This window comes from Paenibacillus sp. FSL L8-0494 (assembly GCF_038003695.1).
Lineage (GTDB): Bacteria > Bacillota > Bacilli > Paenibacillales > Paenibacillaceae > Paenibacillus_AQ > Paenibacillus_AQ odorifer.
Window position 1 is genome coordinate 567102 of sequence record NZ_JBBOPQ010000001.1, and the last position, 26275, is coordinate 593376.

Here is a 26275-nt window from a genome sequence, read left to right on the forward strand (position 1 = left end):
CATATATGTTTGCACTTAAGCGTAAAACGAAGGGCGAGGCCCTGTTCGATATCATCAATAACCTCATCATGTTATGTATCTGCTTCATAACGCTTTACCCGATCTGGTACGTATTGGTTAACGCCTTCAATAACGGTAATGACGCCATGCGGGGAGGAATCTACTGGTGGCCGCGGATGTTCAGCTTTGAGAATTTCGAGGCCGTGTTTGCCAGCCCCGGCATCATGCAGGCGATGTGGGTTACTGTCGCCAAAACACTTTTGGGTACTGTACTGCATGTATTTTTCACAGCGATGGTAGCTTATGCATTCTCCAGAAAAAACCTCATTGGCGGTAAGTTCTACATGCTTATGGGTACAGTGACTCTCTTTTTTGGCGGGGGACTCATTCCTACCTTCCTGCTGATGAAGGACCTTCACCTATTGGAGAATTTCCTAGTCTATATTATTCCGGTTATGTTTAGCTTCTTTGATCTTATTATCTTCATGACCTTTTTCCGGGAGATTCCCGATGGGCTGGAAGAAGCGGCACGGATTGACGGTGCTAATGATTGGTCCATCTTTTTAAGAATCGTACTTCCAGTATCCATGCCTGTAATTGCTACCATTGCGCTGTTCCATGGCGTGTATCAGTGGAATGATTACTTCACGGGTATGATCTATATCAATAATACTGATCTGCAGCCGATTCAGACGTATTTGTTCCGGGTCGTCGCACAATCGAGCTCTAGTCAAATGATGGTCGCTGTACAAGGCAGCAGCGTTACGAGAAGCGTAACGTCACAGTCCATTAAGCTGGCGACGATGGTAGTGACCACATTGCCGATAGTATTCGTGTATCCGTTCCTGCAGCGTTATTTCGTTAAAGGGATGATGATCGGCTCCATTAAGGGCTGATGTCTAGCAGTGATAACTCCTCTGGTTGCCTACAGCTGTAGGCACTGGGGTTGAGCTTATAATTAACATTCATAGAAAAGGGGTAAACAAGCATGGGCATGAAACGTAAGCCAAAAGCAATGGGAGTTCTGCTTCTCGCAATAATGATGTCATTGTCAGCCGCAGGCTGCTCCAGCGGGAATAATGCTGGCAAGAATGCCGAAGGTAATGCTAACAGCGCTAAAGCTACTAATACGGAGGCAAGTGCTGAACCGACTGCTGCTGCATTATCAGCAGATGAACCGGGATGGAAGATTGATACTTCACCCATTACATTTGACTGGTACCTTAACTTCTCATGGTTCCCTAATAAATGGGGCGTGGACCCAACCTCCCAATATGTAACTAAGAAGACCGGAGTTGATATTAATTTTATCGTTCCGGCTGGTAACGAGAATGAGAAGCTTAACACGCTGATTGCATCCGGTAAATTGCCTGATTTCATCACTTTGGGCTTCTGGGAAGATGCGATTAAGAAAATGGTCGAAGGTGAACTTGTTCTTCCATTGAACAAACTTGCTGATGAATATGATCCGTACTTCTTTAAAGTATCCGATGCTGATAAGCTGGGCTGGTATACACAAGAAGACGGCAATGTGTATGGCTATCCTAACTCTTCTTCCTCTCCTGCCGACTATGAGAAATATGGAGAAAATTACGTATCCAACCAAGTATTCGCTGTCCGCAAGGATATGTATGAAGCTATTGGAAGTCCAGATATGCGCACACCAGAAGGTTTCTTGAATGCGCTTAAATTAGCGAAAGAGAAATTCCCTGACGTAAATGGACAGCCGCTTATTCCACTTGGTTTGCATGAATTTACCGAGAACGGTAACGATTCTTTGGAAGGTTACCTGCAGAACTTCTTGGCAATCCCAAGAGAAAAAGATGGCAAGGTATATGCTCGTGAAACTGATCCTGAATATATCCGCTGGATGAAGGCACTTCGTCAAGCGAATCAAGACGGTCTGCTGGCTAAAGATATCTTTATCGACAAACGCCCACAAATGGAAGAAAAAATTGCCCAAGGCCGTTATTTCGCAATGCTGTATCAACGTACAGATTTTGCAGCACAGCTAGGAACGATTTACCAACAGGATCCAACCAAAACGTATATTGCTGTTGACGGACCTTCCAATACGAACTTGGATAAACCAACCCTTGATGGCCCTGGTATCTCCGGTTGGACGGTAACACTGATCTCAAAAGATGTTAAGGATAAAGCACGTGCTATCCGCTTCCTCAGCTACTTGAACAGTGAAGAAGGCAACAAAGACTTGTTCTTAGGCGAAAAAGGTGTCAGCTACGATACGATTGATGGAAAAGATCAATTTAAACCAGAAGTGTTTGATTTGATGAATAAAGACCGTTCGACGTTTGATAAGCAAATCGGATCTTCCTTTACATTCTGGATGCTGCAAAATACGAACATTACGGACCAATGGGCTCCTAAATCGGTAGAACCATTTAAGCAATTGGAAGATTGGACTAGAGGTAAATCCATAGGCTCCTCTGAGTTCCAACAAATCGAACCAACAGGAAACTCTCCTGAAGGCATCATCGCTTCGAAGCTGAAACAGTTGCGCGGCAAAACTATGCCGAAATTGCTCATGGCTTCTTCCGATGCGGAATTCGATAAGATTTGGAATGAGTATTTAGAGAAGAGAAAGAAGGAAGGCGAAGATGTATTTGATGCCTACCAACAAAAGAAATATGAAGAGAATAAAGTGAAGCTGTCCATAAAATAAAAAGCATGACCCAAAATGCCCGCTAACTGCGGGCTTTTGGGTTATTTTCGAATTATAATAAGGAATAGTTATTAAGTATTTGAATATTCACTATTTTAGCGAGGTGGACAGGACAGAAGTGTATAAAGTGAATAGGCGAGATCGAATCAGAGCATTATGGCATTCTTTTAGTTATTGGTGGGGGCGGAGATCTCTTCAGAGCCGTTTAATTGCAGCTTATGTTTTTATTGTTTTAGGCCCGTGTATGCTGGTTTCTGTCTATTCCTATAAAGCCATTAATAATACCTATCTCCGCGATGCCGTCGAGAAAAATGATTATTTGTCGCAAATGGAGAAGCTGCACATTCATAATCAGATTGAGGCGATGGAACGGGCGGCACAAATGGCTTATTCTGATGCCGAAGTAGAAAAATTCTTAGCGAATGAAACCGAGCCGCAGCTAGTAGATTTGGTTGATTTTAATACAAATGCCTATGTGAATATGACTCGTATTCAATTTAATAATCCGAATATTGAGCATTTACGGCTGTATTCGAGAAGCAATAAGGTGCATGAAATTTGGCCGATTATCTTTCGCGAAGAGCGAGTTTCTTCCACCCCATGGTTTCAGAAAGCGCTTCAATTGAAGGGGCAGGAATACTGGTCTTTTCAGAAAAGTGATCCGGATTTGATGCAGAGATACTTGGGAGCACCGACGGAGAGTCTGCCAAAGGTTTCTTTGCTGCGTGAGAAGAGTCGGCCAGCAGACAATCATATCGGCATGGTGCAGGTGGATATGCTGCTGAGTCGGTTTACACCCAAGACGTATACAGATGTACGGGATAATCAGACCCAGATGTTCCTTGTGGATAGTGAGCTGCAGCTTTTCACCAGGCCGGACAATTCTTTTTTGCAGGATAATCTAGAGATGGCTGATATGATTGCAGAACGGTATAAGCAGTTCCGGGAAACTGGCGAATGGGACAGTAATTACTCGGAGAATGGTAAATCGTTTTTGTTAATTAACACTCCGCTAGAACGAATTGATGCTTATTTGTTAAATGTAGTGTCAATGGAGGGAGTGATGAAGGATATCTCCCGCACGCGCAACTTAATTATTGGAGCCAATGTTGGCTTTATTACTTTACTAACGCTGATCGCTTATGTGACAAATGCCTTTATTCTAAAAAATCTACGTAGATTGACCGAAACGATGAAAAAAGTGCGCAGAGGTGAAGCGTACACTGGAATAATGATTCGTGGTGGAGGGGAAGTCGGGGAGCTTGCCCATCATTTCTCCAAGCTGATGAACACCATCAATACGTTGGTGGCTCAGGCAGTGAGCAAGCAGGCGTTGTCTAAAGAGGCAGAGCTGCGTACGCTGCATAACCAGATTGACGCACATTTTTTATATAATACGCTGGAAAATATAAAAATGCTGGCTGAAATTGAGAACCAGCGAACGATCTCGGATGCACTGACTTCGCTGGGTGGGATGATGCGCTATAATTTTAAATGGTCCGGAGAGTATGTGAAGCTGCGGGATGAAGTCCGCCATATCGAAAATTACATTGAAGTGATGAATATTCGTTTTGAATATCCGGTTAAGTTAGTGCTTCATATTGAACCTCGATATTTGGAGCTGGAGGTGCTGAAAATGTCACTGCAGCCTATTGTAGAGAACAGTGTTAAGCATGCTTGGTGCGACGGGAAAGAGAATTTACAGGACCCGAACATTCATATTCATATTTCGGAAACGGAAGGTGATATTTGCATAGAGCTTCGTGATAATGGCATCGGCTTAACTCCAGAGCGTTTGGTTGCTTTGAACGAGGCGATTTATGCGAAAGATGAGCGCTGTGAGAGTGCCTCAGAACAGAGAGATGTTGACCGCCGAACAGGTGGTATTGGACTGAGAAATGTACATCAGCGACTGCAAATCTTTTATGGTGATGAATATGGGCTTGTAGTACAGAGTGAGGCAGGGAGTTGGACGATGGTACGTCTGACCTTGCCGAAAGTTCTTTTGACAGGAGAAAAACAACTATGAAGAAGCTACTGATCATTGATGATGAAAAGAATATCCGTTACGGTCTCAAGACTATGATAGAAAGAGAATTTCCGTCCGTGTATACCATCACAATGGCGAGTAATGGCGCAGAGGGTTTCGATATATTTAAGACCGAAGGTGCAGATATTATTATTACAGATATACGTATGCCAGTGATGGATGGAATTACGCTGTTGGAGCAGATATCTAAGGTAACAAGTGGTGAGAAAAGCCCGGCAGTGCTGATCTTAAGCGGGTATGATGATTTCGAATATGCCAAAAGCGCGATTCGTTATCGCGTAAAGGATTACTTGCTGAAGCCGATTCGCCGAGATGAGTTGTTCGAAATTTTGAAGAATATCGATAAGGAACAGGAAGAACAGGATCTCAGCGCAAGGCAGCTGGAACAGGAAACGGAACACTTCCGCAGGGAACTGCGGTCCAGTCGTTTACGGGGACTGCTAATGCAGCAGGAGGTTCCGCTGGAGCGTGAGCAGCAAGAGTGGCTAAGTGATCTGCAAGCACCTTTTACAGTTGGTGTGTTGAATTACTATTACAATGACGGAACAAGAATGAAGTCGGGGGATGTTCAGGGACTGGCGGAACGATTGATCGGACCGCTTGAAAAGTTTTTCTCGGAAATCACAACGGATTGGGATGGCAAATTAGTCTTGATCGGGAGTAGAAAACAGGATTTTATGGAGCTGTCCAGACAAGCTGAAGCTAAGGAAATAAAGGGATTATCGATTGGGATTAGCAGCGAAGGAGGAAGTCTTGAGGACCTCCGTTCCTGTTATAAGGAAGCATGCCGGGCACTGCAATATACTTTTTTATATCCGCAAGTGAGTTTATTGGATTATGGGGATGTTGGCCAGGGACGGTCTAACTTTCCGTTACCTAAGGAGGAGCTTCGCAAGCTGCTCAATATGCTGGGAACAGAACGCGAGAAGGAGATGAAGCATCTTCTATCTGTGATTTTTCAAACTGAGCATTTGAAGGAACTGGACCTAGCTTATCTGGAGTCCGTGGGACAGAATGTAAACGAGCTGGTGTTGGATGAAGTGTTTCGGGTGCATGGCGAAGCCTCGGTAGAGGTATTGAAGCTGTATCGTACGGTAGGCAATATGTACAACTATCGTCATTTCCACGAATATTATCGTGCGCTGGAGAACTTACTCTTGAGTGTGAATGAATACATTGTAGGTGTAAGGTCTGCGCATACCGAGCATGCGGATATGGAAGAGGCACTGAGCTATATTGAAGCCAACTACGCCCGTCCACTGAATATGGCTATGGTCAGCAATCATGTATCCTTGAATTATTCTTATTTTAGCGAAGCCTTTAAGGCATATACCGGTGAGAATTTTGTTATTTATTTAAAAAAGGTCCGTATCCGTCACGCTAAAGAGCTATTGGCAAAAGGCTGCAGTAAGCTCGCAACAGTCTCAGAAGAGGTAGGCTTCGAGAACAGTAAACAATTTGCCCGTGTTTTTAAAGAGCTGGAGGGGATTTCCCCAGGTGATTATAGAGCGAAAATAGTATCCGAAGAGTGTTGAGGCTATTGAAGATGCATTTAGAAGCGGCCCTCCTATATAATGGATTTGAGAAGATTCATTGGAGGAATGAAGGGTGGAAGAAATACAAGGCAATTTGATTACGGTTCAGACATTAGCAGCGGATTTTCGTCGACTGGGCGTTAAGGCGGGCATGACGATTTTATTGCATTCTTCTTTTAAATCGTTAGGCCAATGGGTAGCCGGGGGCCCGGTCGCTGTTATTTTGGCATTGGAGGAGGTCCTCGGAGAATCTGGCACGCTGGTAATGCCTACTCATTCAAGTGACCTGACTGATCCCGCAGGCTGGAGCAACCCACCGGTGCCGGAGGCGTGGTGGCAGAGTATCCGCGAGCAGATGCCGCCTTATGATCCAGACCTGACCCAGCTTAGAGGAATGGGGGTTATTCCGGACTGCTTCCGTAAACAAAACGGAGTAAAACGCAGTGACCATCCGATACATTCGTTTGCCGCTTGGGGCAAGCATAGAGATGAAGTTATGTATGGTCATGCGCTTGAAATGGGTCTGGGGGAAGATTCTCCGCTGGCTCGTATTTACGATCTGGGCGGACATGTACTGTTGCTGGGAGTAGGCAATCTTAATAATACTTCCCTGCATCTTGCCGAATGCCGCGCATCTTATGCTGGCAAGAAGGAAACCCTTGGCGGGGCGCCCATTATGGTGGATGGAGTTAGACAGTGGGTTGAATTTAAGGAGCTGGATTGGGATTCTGACGATTTCGTTCAGCTGGCAGATCAGTTTGGACAAGAGACGGGACTTATTACATATGGACAGGTTGCTTCGGCAACCGCTCAATTGATTCCGCAACGGGAAATCGTTGATTATGCAGTGAACTGGATGGAACAGAACAGGAAGTAAAACTCATTGGATAGGGGAAACGGAAGGAGAAGCTGGCATGAGTATAACAACGATATTTTTAACCCGGCATGGTCAAACGGAATGGAACGTGCAGCATCGGATGCAGGGACATATGGATTCTGAACTGACGGCTCTTGGTGTGCAACAGGCAGAATGGCTGAGCCGGGGAATGCGCACTGAACAGCTGGATGTCATCTATGCAAGCCCCAGCCCAAGGGCGCTGCGCACAGCTGAGATTATTCGTGGAGAGCGGAGTACTCCGCTTAAGACCTCTGAGGCGTTCAAAGAGATTGGTATGGGTGTGTGGGAAGGCCGTGATTCTAATGAGCTGGAGAGCGAGTATTCGGAGCAGCATCGCAATTTCTGGCAAGATCCTGAGCAGTTTAAAGTGGAGGGCAGTGAGACCTTCGCAGAGGTGCAGGCACGGGCGCTGGGCAAGCTTCAGGAAATTCTCGTTGACCATCAGGGTGAGACCATTCTTATCGTCACACATACAGTAGTGATTAAGCTGTTAATGGCCTATTTTGAGGGCAGAGCGCTGCCTAAGCTCTGGGATCTGCCTTACATTTATCCGACCTGCTTATGCAGGGTTGATTTTACGGATGGTGTGCCGGAAATCCTGCTGCACGGGGATACGAGCCATTACGAAGAGAGTGAAGCTGGGATGGAATCATAACACTTCCTACAGATCAGGTTGGTTTATTAAAAAAGGCGGTTCCTCGGGTGCGTTACGCACTCGGGAACCGCCTTTTTGTCTTCAGAGCTGGAGATCAGTTTTTGCTAGTTGATAAACTGGAGAGATTTCAATGTCTTCTCCAGCATCGTAACCGCTTCGGCACGAGTTGCCAGCTTCTGTGGAGCAAAGGAACCGTCCGTTGCTCCTTGGATAATGCCCTCAGCAGCGATTTCTGCTACTGCTGCTTGGGACCAAGCAGGAATGCTTGCTGCGTCACTGAATTTAGCCAGTGCTGCAGGATCGGCATTTAAGGTTTTACCTGTGTACTTGATGGCTTTTGCTAATACCGAGGCCATTTCCTGGCGAGTGATTGGGCTACCCGGCTTAAAGCTGCCATTGGTATAACCGGAAATCAAACCGGCTTCTGCTGCGGTGCGTATAGCATCAGCATACCAAGCACTTGGGTTTACATCTTTAAATGTGGTCTCACCATTAGCTGTCGCAAGTCCCAGAGAACGCGTAATTAATGCGGCGAACTCAGCACGTGTGATCGACTGTGAAGGAGAGAACGTATCGTTGCTTGTTCCGCTGACAATTAGTTTGGTAGCTAATAGATCAATGGATGATTTAGCCCAGTGTCCGTTAATATCTGCGAACGTTTTGGAAGACTTAACAACGGTGTAGTAGCTGTTGCTGTTCCGTTTAATCGTAACGTCCGTTGTTCCATCTGTTTTAGGAACAAAGATAGCAGGCACGAAGGAGATCTTACCTGAAGCAGGATCGAAGACCACTGCCGTTGCGTTATTTGAATTTAAGACGGCAGGTACATTGATCGTGCGCTTCACGTAAGTACTGCCGAAATTGTTCAGCGGCACACTCTTACTTCCGGCTTGCGCTGAAACGCTGAATTCGATTACTGGAGCAGCTAAAGTAGCATTACCTAGCTGTGATGCGATAGCTTGGTTTGTGCTGCTTAGTGTTCCCGAATTCGCTAGTAGAATAGATACCGTAATTGTAAAGTCGCTGGTGCCTAATTGAGCGGCAAGCGCTGCACTGTTTACAACACGGAGTGGCAAGGAATAAGAAGCGCCATCAGTAGTAAAGGTAAGAACTGTGTTAGGCTGTGCTGCTGCTTGTTTAACAAGCACACTGCCTGGAAGTACTACTTGAGCGCCGCCTGTAGTAGCTTTAACCGGAATAACCAGCTCTTGACTACCCGCTGGCAGTTCAGCAAGTTGTTTGGTTAGATCAGCAGCATCAATTGTTGTTACTTGTGCTGAAGCAATTGGTGCCGCAGTTGGAGCAACAGTTGGTGATGGTGTAGCTGTAGCGGTAGGTACTGTTGGAGCCGATGTTGGTACTGATGTAGGCACTGAAGTTGGATCTGGTGTTGGGTCTGGTGTCGGAGTTGGATTTGTCTCCGGCAGCGGTGCACCTTTCAGATCAACAATCCGGCCCTCAACGGCGGAAGTGTTCGCAGTGACCGTTCCAACCTTCTGCAGATACTTCGTAAATACATCAAAGTCCGGTAGGTACAGCAGATTCACGCGACCTTCTTTATAGGCCTTTTCAAGTGAAGTATAGAAATCTCCACCCTTAGCTGTGAAAGCATTCGTAGCTACTTCGTAGGATGCGTTCAGATCCAGAGGGACGTATTTATCCCCGTTTTTCACTTCAATACGCAGTACACGTTCGTTCACAGGTTTCGTAGAGTCGTAATAGAATTTCAACCCTGCAACGTGTGGGAAACGTCCGTCTGCTGCCGGCGTTTTGGAAACCCCGTTCTCCATGGCATCCTTAATTTCTTGTCCAGTCAAAGTGATCGTAACCAGATCGTTGTTGAATGGAAGTACGCCGAGTACTTCGCCTTGTGTGATCGGTCCTTCGTTGATGGATTCGCGAATACCGCCGCCGTTTTGCAGGGCGATTACGGCATTAGTGCCCGCTTTTTGAGCTGCATAAAGCATGCCGTCGGCAATCAGGTTACCAAGATTAGTTTCCTTTGTGCGCACATTATCGCGAACGCCGTTTAGAACAACCTCTGAATTTCCTACTACCTCATTGGTTAGTTCTTGAATACCCGGCTTATACTCCGTATCCAGGATCTTTTTGGCTTCTGGGTCCTCGGCGATAACGTAGTTAGTGCCGTTTTTAGCATCGATGGAGATTAATTGATCTTTCCAATCGGTCAGTACGCCATCTTGGTTAAATTTAACTTCAAGTTGTCCAAGGAAAAGACCTTTTTCACCGGTCTGTACAATAAGCTTCGGTGCGTTAGGATCGCTGTTATCAACAACGGCTTGATTCAGTTGCGTGTGGCTGTGCCCCCCAACGATAATATCAATGCCGTTAACAGCTTTGGCTAACTTGAGATCTTCTTCGTAGCCAAGGTGTGAGAGAACAATGATCTTGTTAACATTCTCTTTTTCAAGCATAGCGACCGTTGCTTCCGCTTTAGCGAAGGCATTCTCAAAGGTCACTTTACCTGGTGAAGCAATGTTCGCCGTGTCTTCTGTCGTCAGACCCATGATGCCGACCTGTTGGCCGTCTACTTCTTTGATCAGCGCAGGGTAGATGGTTCCAGCATTACCTGACCGGCCGATTTCATTGGTGAACATTTTGCTAAGAATATCATCCGCTGAGAAGTTCACGTTGGAGGAGACGAATGGGAACTTAGCGTTGCCGATGAATTTGGACAGTACATCTGAATCTTTATCAAACTCATGATTACCGAAAGTCATAGCATCATATTTGACCAGATTCATAAAGGCCAGATCTGCTTGACCCAGATACTTATTGAAGTAAAGCGTTCCGGAGAACACATCACCTGCGTCTACAAGAATAGGATTCTCTGTAGTCGCCTTGGCATCTTGGATTGCTGTTACACGGCGTAAGATGTTGTTTGGCGAGCTGACAGTATCTAATCCTGCATGTGTATCATTGGTGTGCAGAATGGTTAGTGGGAAGTCTTCAGCAGTATTAAAATCAATCTGTGCCAAAACCGCATCATGATCGGATACCCGGCCATTCGATGGTGAGAAGTCGGCATTTAGATGAACGACATCTACTTTAGAAGAAGCCGTTAGATTTTTACTGACAAGAATATGATCTAGCACTTGAGAGTTTCCGTCATAGGTGTACGTATACTGCTCATTTAAAGGCAATGTATCGATCAAATTGTCTAGTTCTGTACCTTTTAAGAGGGTTGCAGTTTTAGTGAATTGGAAGTCATTCAAATCACCAAGAGCTACGATGTTGGCTTTAGGATTTGCAGTCAGAACCTCTTTGACAAATCCGTTTACGACCGCCGCGATTTTATGGCGCTGTGTTTCACTGGACAATACAGGGGGCTGAACGTTTCCGAAAGGACCGGTATCGCCGCCTTTTGAATTGAAATGGTTAGCGATCACAATTACTGTTTCGCCACCGAATACGAACTGTGCAGCAAGGGGTTTACGTGAACTTGCAAAGGCAGAGTTTGTTGGATCAATTCGGCCCGGATTGTAGGTCAATTGATCTGCCGCTGCATTATATCCAACGGGTTGTGTAGCTGTACCTTTTTGTCCGCTCACACTGTCTGCAAGCTGTACTCTTGCTGGATTGTACAGGAATCCTACGCGAATGTTTCCGCCTGGGGCACCGCCATCCATATTGTTCTCCGGAGCGATGTCTGTGTATTTATATACGGGACCGCCAGCGGTTTCAATGGCTTTAATCAGTTCGGCTGCACTTGCTTCAGTGATTCCATTATTGGTTTCACCATTGCTGTCCTGCATTTCGACAACACCGATAATGTCAGGTTTTTTCATATTGTTTGTGATGGAGTCGGCTAGTTTCTGGATTTTTGTTGCTCCGACACCGGGGTAGAAGTTTTCAATGTTATACGATGCAATCAACAACTTACTATCATTGACTTCAAGAGTAGTTGTTTCTTGCTTAAAGGTACTTGGAGTGATGGCTGGAAGCTTACCGTTTTCCGGAATTACTTTGAAGTTACCGTTGTTGTATCCGATGACACCAGTAACATCTCCAGCGAACTTATCTCCGGTGATGACTTCTTGCCCCGGATTTCCGTAAGCGATGATGAGGCGCTGAGGATTGTATTGGTTGTATTCTTTGAGAACTAATCCACCAGCTGGTGTGATGACATCAGGTGTATCATTTTCTACTCTTGTAGGGATGTTATAGAGCATAGAATTTCCGCTACCACTTGTCCAATAAGGACTGATAATCGTAGGGGTAGGGAGCTTGACTAGCATACCTTCTAACGATTCGTAGAAATCAATTGCATCTTCATTAGGCTCAAAATTAGCCATGCCGTCATTGTCAATTATGGTAGACGGAATTGCTCTCCCGCCTTTACCAAGTACAACAGGCACCGGCACAGTATAACTTGAAGAGGAGTCCACTTTTATTGAAGTCATAGTAATTTGAGTAGAGGTTAAATTACTTGCGTTACCTTCGTTGTATTCGGAAATAGCTCCACTAACTTGGACTAAATCTCCAATTTGAGGTTTAAGGGATGAATTAGTGCTGTATACAAAAATACCTTCCGAAGTGTTTACATTATCGTCTGGCTGAGGATCTTGCATAAAGAAACCTCTATAAGCGCCAGTTGCAAAGGTGTACCCGTATTGGGTAACGATGCCTTCTACATCAGAAACGTTCTGACCTGTATACTCAGAAGCATGAGATTCTCCTTGAATATCATGTATACGAGGGAGTTCAGACGCTTTATAAGCAAAGGTATAAACCTTACTTGTCTTGCCATCTGCTACGACAATTGCATTGACGGTAAGATCTTGATTAACTGTAATCGGATCTGAATAAAGTTTACTTGCTGTTGTTGGTTCAGTTCCGTTGGTCGTGTAGTAAATCTGTGCTCCAAGAGTAGGGCTGGAAAGGGTCACAGAACTTCCTTTGATGATGCGACCTGCGCCAGGGCTGGCCATAACGGAAAAAGTTTCTTCCACCAAAGCATTTTCGTTAAGTGGAATGAATTGATAAGTCGTATTATATTGCTCGATAACCCCAGTGATATTGTCAAAGGTTTTACCCTTAACTAGTTTAGGCAGGGTTGAAAAAATTGTGAATTGTTGTCCACCTTGGCTAGCAGTCACCGTGCTGCCATTTACATTGTCTATGGTCACATTATTCATAGTTACCAGCTGAGCTTCGTGGCTTTCGCCGTTCGCGGCAGACAAGTCGGTTGCGGTGATCAATTTTGGTGCAGGCACCCCAACATTTTGTGCAGCTACATTGTATTGAAGTCCACTTTGGAATTTGATTTCTTGCAGATTGCTGTAGATATCCATTGTGCCGCTTACTTCAACACGATCTCCAACGTTTGCGAACTCTGGAAATCCATAAAGTACGATCCCGCCAGATTCATCCTGAATATACATTTTTGCTGCATTAATGTAAGTTACGATACCTTCTGTTAAAATATTCTGACCTTTACTAGCAAGGCGTGCTGTTGCAACATCTGTTTTGGCCAGAATCGTGTAATCAAAAGTCGATACAGGGCTGTCTGGCATATTTGGTTCTGAAGCATACGCTTTAATCGTAGTGTCCTCAGTTAAGGTAATAGGCCCTGTGTAAGGTTGAAAATTAGTTGAACCACCTGATCCATAAACAGCTGCATAGACGGATGCTCCAACCGTTGGAGAATTTAAAGATATTTCTGTGCCTACCGGCCAGGCATTAGAGGCTGGTGAAGCTAATACGGAACTAGCAGTCTCCGGTAATTCAGGTAATGTACCGTAGCTGCTGTTTCGTGGACTTGGTGCTTGGACAACAAAATCCGTAGAGTTGTTATCCGTATCTAGACCGCGGCTGTCTGCCGGTGCATCAGCCGCAGCTTTACGGATAGCGGCTGTCGTATTGGAGAGAGCAGCGGTCGCACTTCCCTCGACATTTGTGGCTGTTCCGTAGCCAACTAAATCAATCGTTGCACCTGATTTATCAACGAGGTCGACTTTGCCGTTTGTACCACTCATAGCAAGGATTCCCTTGCTAACATCAGGAGCAGGCAAGTCGCTAGTTCCTCCAGCTCCAGCGGCCTCCTCAATAAGGAAGTATCCATTTGCCGGGATAGTTCCATTTAAGTCTGTTCCACTACTAAAGGTTCCGGCCGCTGAGGTATACCGAACTTTCCATCCAGTCAAATCTACTGGATGATTCGTAGGATTGTATAATTCAATAAAATCATTTTTAAACTCCGCTCCGCCGTTTCCACCACCACCATAGACCTGCGAGATAACAATGTTGCTATTATCCGGTGCTGCCTCGGCAGTCTGGACAGCTGGTAACACACTGCCGGCAACCATTAACATTGCCAGTCCAGTAGCGAACCATTTTCTTACTCTTGAAGAAATAATCATTTGGATAAGTCATTCTCCCCTCGAATCTTTTATTTACAACCTATTAAATCTTAGCATTCAAATGTAAAATGAAAGGTTGTCTTACATGAATATAAATTAAAGTTTGCATCAATTAAATCTAAAAATTGAAATGTTGTGATTTTAGTATAAAAACAGTGCATAAATACAATATTAATAATAAATCTAGTATTTTTATGGTTAATAGAGCACCAACATGTTAATTGCATGTTATGTATATTGTTGAATTGATTATGGATTACGACAAATTTATTCTAGAGTTTTGTTAATTTTTACATAGGGAAAACAATAGAGATTAGAATTATATAGAATGTATCGGAACTAAAATAATGCCCCTCCAGCTTCTTATCGAGAAGTGGAAGGGCATTATTAATTTAAAATCTATTTGGACAACACAGTATTACTGATGCGGAAGCTCAAGCCGTTCAATTCCATCCATATATTTACGCAGTGCCTGCGGAATGTAAATGGATCCATCCTCCAGTTGATGATTCTCCAGCAGCGGAATTAGGATCCTTGGTGTAGCCACTGCGGTGTTATTTAAGGTGTGGCAGTATTGCAGCTTACCGTCTGTATCCCGGTAACGAATGCCCGAGCGACGAGCCTGGAAATCGAGCAGGTTGGAAGCCGAGTGTGTCTCTCCGTAGGCATCTCTGCTTGGCATCCAAGTCTCGATGTCATACTGCTTATGTGTCTTCAGGGACATATCTCCTGTGCAGACAGCCATGATCCGATAGGGGAGTTCCAAGAGCTGTAGAATATGCTCTGCATTCGCAAGAATTTCCTGCAGCATGCCCTCCGACACGCCCTCATCATTCCGACATACGATAACTTGTTCAATTTTTGAGAATTGATGAACACGGTACAGGCCACGCACGTCCCGTCCCGCCGATCCTACCTCACGGCGGAAGCAGGCCGACATTCCGGCGAGTCGCATTGGCGAATCCAGTTCGACAATCTCATCGCTATATAGCGAAACAAGCGACACCTCCGATGTGCCTACCAGCCAGCGATTGTCTCCGTTTAGCTCATAGGTCTGATCCATCCCGCCGGGGAAGAAGCCCGTACGTTCCAGCGCTTCCGGACGGACGATCACGGGAACATCCATCACCGTGAAGCCGCGGGCAGTCAGTACATCAATGGCCAGCCGCTGTACAGCCAGATGTAACAACAAGCCTGCACCCTTCAGCACATAGCTGCGTGGACCGCCTGCTTTGACGCCACGGGGGATATCGATGATATTGTGGAGCTCGCCTAGCTCCACATGATCACGCGGTTTAAAGCCGAATTCCGGCAACGTTCCGGTTCGTCGTAGTTCTACATTATCTTTATCATCATGACCGATCGGTGTATCCTGCGATACAGGGTTTGGTGCGAGCAGCATGAGTTCTCCACAGCGCCGGTCTGCTTCAGTTAGATCTGCCTCATAGAGATTCAGGCGGTTGTTCAGTTCTCTTACTTGTTCTTTAACTGCTTCTCCTGCCACGCTGTCACCCTGTCGTAAAAGTCGTTCAACCTCTTTGGTCAGGCCGTTACGCTGGGCTCTCAACTGTTCCGTATCTTGGCGCAATTCGCGCCGTTTCTCATCCCATTCCAGCAGTTCATCCAGTGGGAAGTCGACTCTTTTCCAAGCCGTAATGTTTCTTACAAGTTCCTGATTGTCTTTGATCCAGTTCATATCCAGCATACCGTTTCGCTCCTTTTTGGTTAAAAAAACGCAAAAAACGCCCTCATCCATGGGACGAGGAGCGTCAGCTCGCGGTGCCACCCAGGTTGATCGAATCTCCTTAACTGCAGGAACAATCCGACCCTCTTTGGTCTTCGCGGTAACGGGCGAAACCCGGTGAACTTAGGGAGTTGTTGTAGACTCCGGTCGCAGACGCCTCACGGTTGGATGCCGATCATTGGCCTGATTGTTGGATTTAATATTGTTGCTTAGTATAACTTAAGAGCGGGAGGAGCGCAAGTGGTTATGGTTTGACAAAAATATCAATTCTACGTTAGGATTAGTATTAATTTAAAGTAATTTTGTCGGGATAATAAATAAAGCAGTGTGAGCTGCTTAAGTGGGATGGAAGAGGTGGAAAAGTGGCTAAAATTGTTGTGATTAACGGAACGCCTTCCCTGGTATCGCGTATCAATGCAGCTATAGAATATGCGGAGGCCAGCTTAACCAATCAGGGCTTCGAGGTTGAGCGTATTAACGTAGCAGAACTACCCGCGGAGGATTTGATTCACACTAAGTTTGAAAGTGAGTCTATCGTCAAAGCCAATGGCCTTGTAGCGGAAGCTGATGCGGTAATCGTGGTTAGCCCGGTTTATAAAGCTTCTTATACAGGCGTGCTGAAGACCTTTTTAGATCTGGTTCCACAAAAGGGATTGGCCGGAAAAGTTGTACTCCCGCTGTTCATGGGCGGCAGTCTTGCACATCTGCTCACAATTGATTACGCATTGAAACCTGTGTTGTCCGTACTGGGCGCACGTTACATTCTTGGCGGCGTTTATGCCGTGGATTCTCAAGTGGTTCGTAATGATCACGGAGTGGTAGAGCTTGCTGAGGAGCTGAAGCTACGCCTGAACGATGCATTAGATGAGCTTGCAGAAGAAACTACACATCGTGTGGAACGCAAGGCATAAGACTAAGTAGCAAGCCTTCTGTGCTTAGTGCTAATAACAAATGTATAAGCGTCTCTTTCATACCTGATACCAGGGGAGAGGGGCGCTTTTTGCATTATATAAGCTATAGCAAAAAGGCCATCTCACTAAGAAAGTAGAGAATGGCCTCTTTTTTATATAGGGATTGTATATATCCGGTCTTACAAATCGTCGAATCCGTTATCGTCGCCAACCTTACCATAGTTGCGGGACTTGGCTTCGAAGAAGTCAGTTTTGGTAGCATTAAGCGCATCATCGGAGAAAGGTTTGATCCAAGGCATACAGTTAACGTCAACACCTTGATAAGCTTTTTCCATACCCATCAAAGTCAGACGTTTGTTCGCTGTATATTTGATGTAGTCGCTAAGCTCGTTAAGATCAATGCCACGCACGTTAGTAAGTGTGTAGTAAGCCCAGTTGGTTTCGAGCTCTACCGCGCGGTCGATGGTACGGTATACGTAATCCATGTTTTCTTTGGTGTTCAGCTCAGGGAAGTCTACGAGCAGCTGCTTAAATACTTCTGCGAAGAAGTAGCAGTGCTGATTCTCGTCACGTTGAATATAAGAGATCATTTGGCTGGTCGCCATCATCTTCTGGTCACGGGCCAGATTGTAGAAGAAGGCGAAAGTGCTGTAGAAGAAAATCCCTTCCAAGATGAGATCTGCTACCAGCGCATGGAAAAAGGTCTGTCTCGTAGGGTTATCACGGAACTCTTGATAAATATCAGAGATAAACTGATTGCGTTCCAGCAGGACAGGGTCTTTTTTCCAATATTCAAAAATTTCCTTCTGCTCACTCTCCGACACGATAGAGGATAGAACATAGGAATAGGATTGGTTATGCACCACTTCTTGCTGCCCGATAATAGCGGAGATAGCTTCCAAAGAGGAATCGGTGAAATAACGCTTCACGTCGCTCACGAACATCGTCTGCATCGAATCCAGCACAGCGAGTAGGGAGATATTAATCTTAAATACGCGTTGTTCCTCGGCATCCAGCATCGGGAATTGTTGCGCATCCTTGGACATTGGAATTTCATCCGCGATCCAGTGATTAAGCAGCAGCACCTTATACAGCTTGTACATATGAGGCATGCGAATATCGTTCCAGTTCAGAATACCTGAGCATTCACCGTCGATAATGCGTGTGGATTGATTAGGTGCTTCAGTATTAAAAATCTTTTGTAATTGCATTTCTTATCCCTCCATTTTTTGCGCGGGTAATCTTTCTTTGGTGTCTTGTTCATAGAAAGACGGTGATGGAGTAACGGAGAGGAAGTTTGGAGCTGTAGGAGCGTCAGCGTTCGCCCGAAAGCTTTCCGTAGGAAAGCTCGCATCGAAAGCATATGCTGTCATCGGATGTCATCCGCTAATAGCGGTAAAGATCAAGACATCTGATGACAATAGCGGCCGGAAGCCCAAACATTCCTCGCAGTTACGAAATTCATCATCGTTTTTCTATTCAGGGCACTAAGATAATTAGCTAGCGCAAGATTCACACTCTTCTATAGTCAAAGCACGGCTACGCACATAATAAGTTGATTTCAAGCCGCCCTTCCAGGCATTCAGATGCAGTTCCAGGAACTCGGTAGCCTTGATGTCAGGACGGACATACAGGTTAAAGCTTTGGCCTTGATCGACGTGACGCTGGCGAGCAGAAGCCATGCGGATCGACCAGTTTTGGTCAATTGTAAATGCTGTCTTATAGTACCAGATCGTTTTGTCGGACAGATCCGGTGCTGGGTTAGCGATCTTATAAGTTGTTTTCTCTTCATAGGATAGCAGTTCATACAGCGGATCAATGCTGGCGGTGGAGCCGGCAATAATCGATGTAGATCCATTTGGCGCAATGGCGAACATCCAAGCGTTACGCACGCCGTCCTTAGCTACTTCTTCTTGCAGCTCGCGCCATTGCTCAGTCGTTACATATTTACCTTCTTGCTCACCGCTAACATACCCGCGGGAAGTGAAGTATGCGCCAGTCTCCCAATCGGAGCCAGCAAATTTCGGATAACGGCCTTTTTCACGGGCAAGCTCCATGCTCGAACGAACCAACAGGTAGTTGATATGTTCATATAAATGATTGTTATATTCTACGGCTTCATCGGATTCCCAACGAATGCCCTTGAGTGCCAATAGATGATGCAGGCCGAATGTGCCAAGACCTACTGCGCGGTACTGGCTGTTCGTGTATTGTGCCTGCAGAACTTCAATATTATTAATGTCGATTACGTTATCAAGCATACGGACTTGGATCGGAACAAGTCTTTCTAATACGCCAGCTGGAATCGCCCGTGCCAAGTGAATTGAATTCAGGTTGCAGACTACGAAGTCGCCAGGGATTTTGGAAATAACGATCCGGGTCTGGCCATCTTTAGTTACTAATTCTTCTTGTTCAATTACTGTTGCAGACTGATTCTGCATAATTTCTGTGCACAGGTTGGAGGAGAAAACCATACCTTGATGACGGTTTGGGTTGGTCCGGTTCACGGTATCACGGTAGAACATGTACGGTGTACCCGTCTCTAGCTGTGATTTCATAATCCGTTTCATGATGTCGATCGCAGGAACAGTGATCCGGGATAATTCCAGGTTCGCTGTAGCTTCAGCATATTTTTCACGGAAAGTACCTTTGCCAAGCTCTTCATCGTAGAAATCTTCCAATCCTAGTGGACGGCCATTTTTATCAGTCCAGCCCATGACCTTTTTCACTTCATGAGGGCAGAAGAGGTTCCAGTGGCTGCGCGATTCTACAGCTTCCATGAACAGGTCAGGCAGGGAGACCCCGTGGAACACGTCATGTGCACGCATACGCTCGTCACCGTTGTTCAGCTTAAGATCAAGGAAAGCGAGAATATCTTTATGGAATACATCAAGATAAACAGCTACAGCACCCTTACGTGTGCCCAGCTGGTCTACGCTGACTGCTGTATTGTTCAACTGGCGAATCCAAGGGATTACGCCGGAGCTTGTGTTCTTGTGGCCACGGATATCCGAACCACGTGCCCGTACTTTTCCAAGGTAAACGCCGATGCCGCCACCCATTTTGCTTAGACGTGCTACGTCTGTATTGGAGTCAAAGATACCCTCTAGGGAATCGTCTACAGTATCAATAAAGCAGCTGGATAGCTGTCCAGCGACCTTTTTGCCGGCATTAGACATTGTAGGTGTAGCAGCAGTCATGTAGATGTTGCTCATAGCCCAATAAGCTTCTTTTACAAGCTCAAGACGTTTCTCAGCTGGCTCACGGTGCATCAGGTACATGGCAATAATCATATAACGTTCTTGTGGAAGCTCCATCACACGGCCGTCAAAATCATGCGCCAAATAACGGTCGGATAGCGTAAGCAGACCGATATAGTCAAACAAAAGGTCGCGTGTATAATCGATACACCCACCTAGTTCGATAATTTGTTCTTTGGTGTAATGACTTAGAAGTTCTTCGCGATAGATTCCTTTTTTCACGAGATCCGTAATTAGTGGATACAATTCACCGTAAGGCTCTTCTGGATAAGCTTTGTAGCGGCGATGAACAGCAGCTTTTTTATAAAGGGTTGTCAGAAGGGCGCGGGCAGCTGCGAACTTCCAGGTAGGCTCTTCTTTTGTTACAAGCTCTAGAGCGCTCATGGTGAAGGCGTTGCTGATTTCTTCTCCGCTTACCGAGTCACGACGCAGTTTGGAATTCACTCCACGCAGCAAAGTTTCTTTATTTAGTTGATCGAGACCTTCCAGAATACGGTCAGCGTAGACGGAAAGACGGTTCTCATCAAAAGCCAGTTGGCGATTATCCGGTTTTACTACGAATTGCGGCATGGTTAGTTCATCCCTTCTTATTTCAAATTAATTTTCAATATCAAAAATTGATATATTATAGCGCAGCAGGCTGCCACAGAAAGACCTCCGAGCCGTTCATGCTGGCCGGAATGTCGATAATGCGTTGGTTGGAGCTTCCCCGGTAGAGAAGCGTAGTATCTTTCAGTTCTTCTACAAATCTTCCATCTATTAACACCTGACACTGCTTAAGTAGATCCCATTCCGGCGTACCGGGAAGGGCTGTAAGTTCTTCGTACGTATAACCACTGTAAATCCAGATTGAGAAGCCTGGCAGTACAGCGCGAAGCTCATGAATGAACCCCAGCAACTCTTCTGCTGAGAAAAAAGGATCGCCGCCTGCCAGTGTCAGACCATCCAGCAAAGGGTTAGCGGCGATTTCTGCAATAATTTCATGTTGTCGTTCTAAGGTGAAGACTTCTCCATATTTAAAGTTCCATGTCTCGGGATTAAAACATCCCGGGCAACGATGGCGGCAGCCGCTGAGAAAGAGGACGGCCCGCATGCCCTCTCCCTCGTTAATCGACTCCGGATAGTAACCGCAAATATTCATAGATGCTTAACGCGATCCCGTACTTCAGCTTGTTTGGCGGCATTAAAGCGGGTCTGATAGTCGCCGGTTAAATAACCTGTAACTCTGCGCAAACGGCGGATGTGCACGTCATTCTCATGTGCGTTGCAGGAAGGACAGTTTGTCCCAATTACGCCTTCGTATCCACAGCTGGAGCAGCGGTCAATCGGATGGTTAATGCTGAAATAGCTGACCTGTTGTTCGAGCGCATATTTAATGATTTTGATAAAAGCCGATGGGTTGTTGCGGGCATTGCCGTTTAATTCGACATAAGAAATAGCCCCGGCATTGCAATATTCATGGAAAGGAGCTTCCAAGCTGATCTTCTGAGCAGCACCCAGATCGAAGTATACAGGGATGTGAAAAGAGTTCGTATAATATTCACGGTCGGTTACGCCCGGAATGGAACCCAGTACCTTGCGGTCAACTTTTGTGAATTTACCGGACAAACCTTCTGCTGGAGTTGCGAACAGAGTGATGTTGAGATCCAGTTCCTCACTTTTCCGATCGCAATAGTCCCGCATATGACGCACAATAGCCAGCGCCTTGGCATGAACTTCCATATCCTCGCCATGGTGTTTGCCGTACATAGCTTTCATACATTCCGCCATACCGATGAAGCCAAGAGACAGACTGCCATGCTTTAGCAGATCGCCTACAGTGTCATCAGGTGCAAGATGCTCGCCGCCTTCCCAGACGCCTTCTCGCATCATGAAATCGGAAGCTTTAGCTTTTTGTGCGGTTTGAATGTGGAACCGATGAAGAAGTCCTTCCAGCGCAATATCCATATAATGATTTAGATCTTCATAGAAGCCAGCTTCGTCTGCGATGGTACGTCTGCCTGTTACTGTGCCGTGTGCCAGACCTAGCCGAACCAGATTCAGTGTATTAAAGGAAAGGTTGCCCTTTCCAGAGCAATGATTACGACCAAAACGGTCACCGAGCACTCGGGTTCGGCAGCCCATTGTAGCGAACTCCGTATCAGGATCACTTGGATCATAATACTGCAAGTTGAGCGGAGCGTCCAGATTAGCGAAGTTTGGATATAGTCTGCGCGCAGAACATTCAGCCGCTTTTAGGAACAGTTCATAGTTAGGATCGCCTTGTTGTTGATTGATTCCTTGCTTGCATTTGAAGATTTGAATCGGGAACACTGGTGTTTCTCCGCTGCCAAGTCCGTTCATAGTTGCGGTTAGCAGAGAACTGATCACAAGCTGACCTTCTGGTGAAGTACAAGTACCGTAGTTGATGCTGGTAAACGGTATTTGTCCACCGGATCGGCTGGACATGGTATTCAGATTATGTACCATACTTTCAGCCGCTTGCAGGGTTTCGATTTCGGTTTCCTTTAGTGCAAAACGGAACGCTCTTGGATATAACTCCGCCAGATCGGTCCGGCTCATCGTAATCTCGCCCAAAGATTCATCAGCTTGTCCTTCTTCAAAATAATCCAGACCCTTGCGGAACAGCTTGGCGAAGGATTTGGTTACATAAGGTGCCAGATCATAGTCGAGTTTATTGGCGGATACACCACCATATTGAGCATTTTGCTGGGATTGGAAAATAATCGCTACCAGAGACATAGCAGTCATTATTGAGTTCGGAGGACGAACGCTGCCGTTGCCGGTATTGAAACCTTCACGGAGAAGTTTATCAAACGGGATAAAAATACAGTTCGTCGTTCCAATCGCGTATTGATCCAGATCATGCACATAGACGACATTGTCATCAATAGCCTGCACTAGCTGCGGCGGCATCGTAAAATTGCGGGCGTACCATTTTGAATATTCACTGCCGAACTTGCTCATTTTACCGGAGAAACTCTCTCCATTCAAATTGGCATTCTCGCGCAATAGGTCCATATCCCGACTGTCGATAATATCCCGGCCTAAATCAATGAGCTCTTCTAAAAGAACTTCCCGTGCATTTTCTACTCCATTAAATTGTCTCTCCAACAACGTCATTGTACAGCTCTCCTCTCAGTATAAAAGAAAAACATCTATCATCAAATCCATATATCCATAGGAAGTTGGACTGCCATAAGCAGTCGTATATTTGTTCTGATTACATAAAAAAAGCATCCCCTACCCGAGGATGGCAGAAAATGCCCGATGCGTTATGTAAATATCCACACGGATATTTGCAGAGGTCTCTACGTAGATGACCGCATGCGGACACCATCCCTGTTCCTCGCAGGCATCAATAGTTGGTGTCGTCGAAACAGGTAGGTCTCCTGGCTTCCGTGGGATCTCTCGGCGCCTTCCCAAGGGTGTTCCTAACCCTCAGTGGCATCTGCCGGGAGATGTGGATTCTCAAGCTTCCCAGAAGCTTAAGAAGGCCATCCGGTTACAGTGGCGGGACCGCAGCGGATTCTCACCGCGCTTCCCTATTAAGCTCTAAATCCGGTTAAGGATCAAAGCGCCTGTCTCCACTATATTTTGTTGTCGTTAGATAAAAATAACCCAAGATGTTGTGTTTGTAAACAGTTTTTTAGAAAACCCGCGCGGGGAGCGGGTTCTTTAAAAGTACTCCACAAATGATCCACAGGCTGTCCATAAGTAATCCACAATTGATCCACAGGGAGATGCGAAATGATTCATAAATTGTCCGAAAAGATGCCACAAAGAGTCCATAAATATAGTGCAGATGACCCTAGAATTTGCGCATGAGAAAATACTCTTAGCCCAAAGTCATATTTTGGAGTAATCAGAAGAAATAGAAGAGATAAGGGAGGATAATCTTGCTTAGTTTGTGACAGAGCGGTGGAATTGTTACAATGGAAGAAGATAGGTACTATAAAATTTCGAGGAGGTATTCTCATGCCTATTGCTGAAGTTACAGTTATTCCAATTGGAACAGGCAGTACCAGTCTTAGCAGCTATGTTGCGGATATGCAGCGGGTGCTGAAGACAGTAGAAGGGATTACATATGAACTTACGTCCATGGGGACGATCATCGAAGGGCCTCTGCAACGCATTTTTGCCGCGGTAGAAGCTTTGCATGAGTCTCCTTTTGCCGCAGGTGCAGAACGTGTCTCTACCTCACTTAAAATAGACGACCGCCGCGATAAACCCTCCACTAGCCGTGGAAAGTTAGAGTCTGTGGAGCGTAAGCTACAGGTAGATTAGCAGTTTAGGAGGGCGGAAAACAGGGAGAAATAGGCTTGCGTTTCTGGCTGAAAGTTGTATAATATTTTTTGTTTGACAGAAAAATCAGCCTTAAGCTGGTGTAGCTCAGGGGTAGAGCAACGCACTCGTAATGCGTAGGCCGGGGGTTCAATTCCCTTCACCAGCATCCCAAAAAACCATATGTGGCGCGGATTTCCGAGGGTTCGGGACCGCGTCATTTTTCATTGAATCCCCTGACTTCTACCATTCTTCTAAAAGATAAGACATGGCGAAATCGCTAATGAAAACGGTATGACTAGTGGTCACTGTCGAGCAGATGGAAGGTGTGTCGCAAGCTGACAGCAGTCAGAATGAAGGATGGTGGAGGAGGAGCAGCATAAGCTGCTTTTCTCTTGCGGGGGCAGATTGGTTAGATGGTAATTACTATAAAAATAAAAAAAGACACCACAAGGTGTCTTAGTACAGATACTTTTCGCTCGAATTTCACGAGCTCGTCAGTGAACTGAGTTCATAAGCAAGACTGGCTACGGCTAACAGATGAAGAGATAAAGTAATATCAATGTTAAAATGTGCGGTAATATTAATTTTCATAGATAACCACGCTCCTAAAGTATAAATACACATAAAGAAAACTTTATAAAGCGCTTGGCCTGCCATCATCAGTGCCAGGTAGCCATCCTGTACAGACGCCTTAGCGTTTCGACAGTAACATTATACTTAATGTTTTGTGTTTTGCAAACCAAAGCCCCCTTAAGACTGAAATAATGAGCAATGTGACAATTATGTCATTCTGAATTGAATATTGTTAGGTTAATCGATGGGGAAGTTTACGTGTCTCCCTTATACTGGAAATTAAATGATTTTATTTCCGAAAGGGGACAATCCACTGATGACTGACGTAATTAAAGCAATAATACTTGGCATAATAGAGGGCTTAACTGAATTTTTACCAGTATCATCTACTGGACACCTTATTTTAGCAGGCGATTTGCTTAGCTTTGAGGGAGATGCTGCAATAACTTTTAAAATTGTTATTCAGTTGGGTGCAGTGATGGCAGTTCTAATTCTTTATTGGAAAAGGTATTTGGAAATTGGGCTTAATATGATTAGAATGGATTTTTCCAAAAGCAAAGGATTAAATGTCATTCATATGATTTTGGCTATGTTACCAGCATTAATCCTATATCTTCTCTTCAAGGACACAATAAAAAGCCAATTATTTGGCCCAACCCCTGTTTTGATCGGTCTAGTTGTTGGTGGGGTGTTGATGATCATTGCAGCGCGGAATAGGCGGACTGAAACCGCTGATACTATCGATGGGATTAATTATAAACAGGCTTTCGGAATTGGTCTGTTCCAATGCTTGGCGTTATGGCCGGGATTTTCGAGATCAGGTTCGACAATTTCAGGTGGCCTGTTGCTTGGCACTAGCCAAAAAGCCGCCGCAGATTTTACATTCCTTATTTCCGTGCCAGTTATGTTTGGTGCAAGCTTGTTGGATTTGTACGATAGTCGTGATTTGCTGAGTTCTGACGATTTACTTCTAATGTTAATTGGCTTTGCGACATCCTTTCTTGTGGCAATGATTGCAGTAGTGACGTTCATCAAACTGATTAAGCGACTTCGATTGGAGTGGTTTGCTCTATACCGGTTTGTTTTAGCAGCTCTCTTCTATTTAATTGTCATACAGTAATTGGATTAGTCAATATGAACATCATGGGAAAGAAGCTTTTAAAAAGGGCTATACATCATATCCTGCACAGATTAAACTAGAGGTTCAAAACAAGGGGAAATCACCAAACAAGACAAAGCTCAAGTAGTCTATGAACTAAGGAATGAATTTTCGGTGAAAGCACTTCTACAGCTAGC

At 45.4% G+C, this 26275-nt stretch carries 15 protein-coding genes, 1 tRNA gene and 1 riboswitch; of the genes, 10 read left to right on the forward strand and 6 right to left on the reverse strand.

Features of this window, described 5'->3' with window-relative positions; all coding sequences use genetic code 11:
• Nucleotides 1-5: 5 nt before the first annotated feature.
• The 6 genes from NYE35_RS02660 to NYE35_RS02685 all read left to right on the forward strand — a co-directional run bounded on the left by NYE35_RS02660 (nucleotide 6) and on the right by NYE35_RS02685 (nucleotide 7821).
• Nucleotides 6-896, forward strand: coding sequence for a carbohydrate ABC transporter permease (locus NYE35_RS02660; protein ID WP_036682603.1), 891 nt, complete (start codon nucleotides 6-8; stop codon nucleotides 894-896).
• Between the two features lie 92 nt (nucleotides 897-988).
• Nucleotides 989-2683: an extracellular solute-binding protein gene (locus NYE35_RS02665; protein WP_036682600.1), complete on the forward strand. Its 1695-nt coding sequence runs from the start codon at nucleotides 989-991 to the stop codon at nucleotides 2681-2683.
• 118 nt (nucleotides 2684-2801) lie between these two features.
• Complete coding sequence (locus NYE35_RS02670) at nucleotides 2802-4712, forward strand: cache domain-containing sensor histidine kinase (protein ID WP_081384018.1); 1911 nt, start codon at nucleotides 2802-2804, stop codon at nucleotides 4710-4712.
• Nucleotides 4709-6268: a response regulator gene (locus tag NYE35_RS02675; protein ID WP_076273096.1), complete on the forward strand. Its 1560-nt coding sequence runs from the start codon at nucleotides 4709-4711 to the stop codon at nucleotides 6266-6268. Before NYE35_RS02670 ends, NYE35_RS02675 begins: the two co-directional genes overlap by 4 nt.
• Before the next feature lie 73 nt (nucleotides 6269-6341).
• Entirely contained in the window at nucleotides 6342-7145 is an 804-nt protein-coding gene (locus NYE35_RS02680) for an aminoglycoside N(3)-acetyltransferase (protein WP_076273095.1), read from the forward strand.
• 37 nt (nucleotides 7146-7182) lie between these two features.
• Nucleotides 7183-7821: a histidine phosphatase family protein gene (locus NYE35_RS02685; protein WP_076273094.1), complete on the forward strand. Its 639-nt coding sequence runs from the start codon at nucleotides 7183-7185 to the stop codon at nucleotides 7819-7821.
• A gap of 104 nt (nucleotides 7822-7925) precedes the next feature.
• On the opposite strand, the gene NYE35_RS02690 is transcribed toward NYE35_RS02685, so the two are convergent.
• Together NYE35_RS02690 and serS are read right to left on the reverse strand one after the other, a co-directional pair.
• The gene (locus tag NYE35_RS02690; RefSeq protein WP_094902049.1) at nucleotides 7926-14204 is read right to left on the reverse strand and encodes a 5'-nucleotidase C-terminal domain-containing protein; all 6279 of its coding nucleotides are present in this window, start codon (nucleotides 14202-14204) and stop codon (nucleotides 7926-7928) included.
• A 418-nt stretch (nucleotides 14205-14622) separates the two neighbouring features.
• Complete coding sequence (serS, locus tag NYE35_RS02695; protein WP_076101338.1) at nucleotides 14623-15909, reverse strand: serine--tRNA ligase; 1287 nt, start codon at nucleotides 15907-15909, stop codon at nucleotides 14623-14625.
• A 401-nt stretch (nucleotides 15910-16310) separates the two neighbouring features.
• Between serS and ssuE the strand changes: the two genes are divergently transcribed.
• Entirely contained in the window at nucleotides 16311-16859 is a 549-nt protein-coding gene (ssuE, locus tag NYE35_RS02700) for an NADPH-dependent FMN reductase (RefSeq protein WP_036682586.1), read from the forward strand.
• Nucleotides 16860-17038: 179 nt separating this feature from the next.
• On the opposite strand, the gene NYE35_RS02705 is transcribed toward ssuE, so the two are convergent.
• From NYE35_RS02705 to NYE35_RS02720, 4 genes are all read right to left on the reverse strand, one after another.
• A complete protein-coding gene (locus NYE35_RS02705) occupies nucleotides 17039-18070 on the reverse strand; it encodes a ribonucleotide-diphosphate reductase subunit beta (RefSeq protein WP_036682584.1) in 1032 nt (343 codons plus the stop codon).
• A 285-nt stretch (nucleotides 18071-18355) separates the two neighbouring features.
• Nucleotides 18356-20689: a ribonucleoside-diphosphate reductase subunit alpha gene (locus NYE35_RS02710; protein ID WP_036682582.1), complete on the reverse strand. Its 2334-nt coding sequence runs from the start codon at nucleotides 20687-20689 to the stop codon at nucleotides 18356-18358.
• A 55-nt stretch (nucleotides 20690-20744) separates the two neighbouring features.
• A complete protein-coding gene (gene nrdG, locus NYE35_RS02715) occupies nucleotides 20745-21260 on the reverse strand; it encodes an anaerobic ribonucleoside-triphosphate reductase activating protein (protein WP_036682580.1) in 516 nt (171 codons plus the stop codon).
• Nucleotides 21257-23242 carry an anaerobic ribonucleoside triphosphate reductase gene (locus tag NYE35_RS02720; protein WP_036682578.1) on the reverse strand — a complete coding sequence of 662 codons (1986 nt, stop codon included), beginning with the start codon at nucleotides 23240-23242 and terminating at the stop codon, nucleotides 21257-21259. Before NYE35_RS02720 ends, nrdG begins: the two co-directional genes overlap by 4 nt.
• A 242-nt stretch (nucleotides 23243-23484) precedes the next feature.
• A riboswitch (cobalamin riboswitch) is annotated at nucleotides 23485-23719 on the reverse strand.
• Between the two features lie 378 nt (nucleotides 23720-24097).
• Here NYE35_RS02720 and NYE35_RS02725 point away from each other — a divergent pair.
• The 3 genes from NYE35_RS02725 (at nucleotide 24098) to NYE35_RS02735 (ending at nucleotide 26099) form a co-directional block, all read left to right on the forward strand.
• The gene (locus tag NYE35_RS02725) at nucleotides 24098-24406 is read left to right on the forward strand and encodes an MTH1187 family thiamine-binding protein (RefSeq protein ID WP_036682575.1); all 309 of its coding nucleotides are present in this window, start codon (nucleotides 24098-24100) and stop codon (nucleotides 24404-24406) included.
• 94 nt (nucleotides 24407-24500) lie between these two features.
• Nucleotides 24501-24572, forward strand: a tRNA-Thr gene (locus NYE35_RS02730).
• A gap of 723 nt (nucleotides 24573-25295) precedes the next feature.
• Nucleotides 25296-26099: an undecaprenyl-diphosphate phosphatase gene (locus tag NYE35_RS02735; RefSeq protein ID WP_036682573.1), complete on the forward strand. Its 804-nt coding sequence runs from the start codon at nucleotides 25296-25298 to the stop codon at nucleotides 26097-26099.
• Nucleotides 26100-26275 lie beyond the last annotated feature (176 nt).

Bases quoted from the DNA above. Each gene is read 5' to 3' on its own strand.
- NYE35_RS02660 (WP_036682603.1), top strand. From the start codon at position 6: ATGTTTGCACTTAAGCGTAAAACGAAGGGCGAGGCCCTGTTCGATATC.
- NYE35_RS02665 (WP_036682600.1), top strand. From the start codon at position 989: ATGGGCATGAAACGTAAGCCAAAAGCAATGGGAGTTCTGCTTCTCGCA.
- NYE35_RS02675 (WP_076273096.1), top strand. From the start codon at position 4,709: ATGAAGAAGCTACTGATCATTGATGATGAAAAGAATATCCGTTACGGT.
- NYE35_RS02685 (WP_076273094.1), top strand. From the start codon at position 7,183: ATGAGTATAACAACGATATTTTTAACCCGGCATGGTCAAACGGAATGG.
- NYE35_RS02690 (WP_094902049.1), bottom strand. From the start codon at position 14,204: ATGATTATTTCTTCAAGAGTAAGAAAATGGTTCGCTACTGGACTGGCA.
- serS (WP_076101338.1), bottom strand. From the start codon at position 15,909: ATGCTGGATATGAACTGGATCAAAGACAATCAGGAACTTGTAAGAAAC.
- NYE35_RS02705 (WP_036682584.1), bottom strand. From the start codon at position 18,070: ATGCAATTACAAAAGATTTTTAATACTGAAGCACCTAATCAATCCACA.
- NYE35_RS02710 (WP_036682582.1), bottom strand. From the start codon at position 20,689: ATGCCGCAATTCGTAGTAAAACCGGATAATCGCCAACTGGCTTTTGAT.
- nrdG (WP_036682580.1), bottom strand. From the start codon at position 21,260: ATGAATATTTGCGGTTACTATCCGGAGTCGATTAACGAGGGAGAGGGC.
- NYE35_RS02720 (WP_036682578.1), bottom strand. From the start codon at position 23,242: ATGACGTTGTTGGAGAGACAATTTAATGGAGTAGAAAATGCACGGGAA.
- NYE35_RS02725 (WP_036682575.1), top strand. From the start codon at position 24,098: ATGCCTATTGCTGAAGTTACAGTTATTCCAATTGGAACAGGCAGTACC.
- NYE35_RS02735 (WP_036682573.1), top strand. From the start codon at position 25,296: ATGACTGACGTAATTAAAGCAATAATACTTGGCATAATAGAGGGCTTA.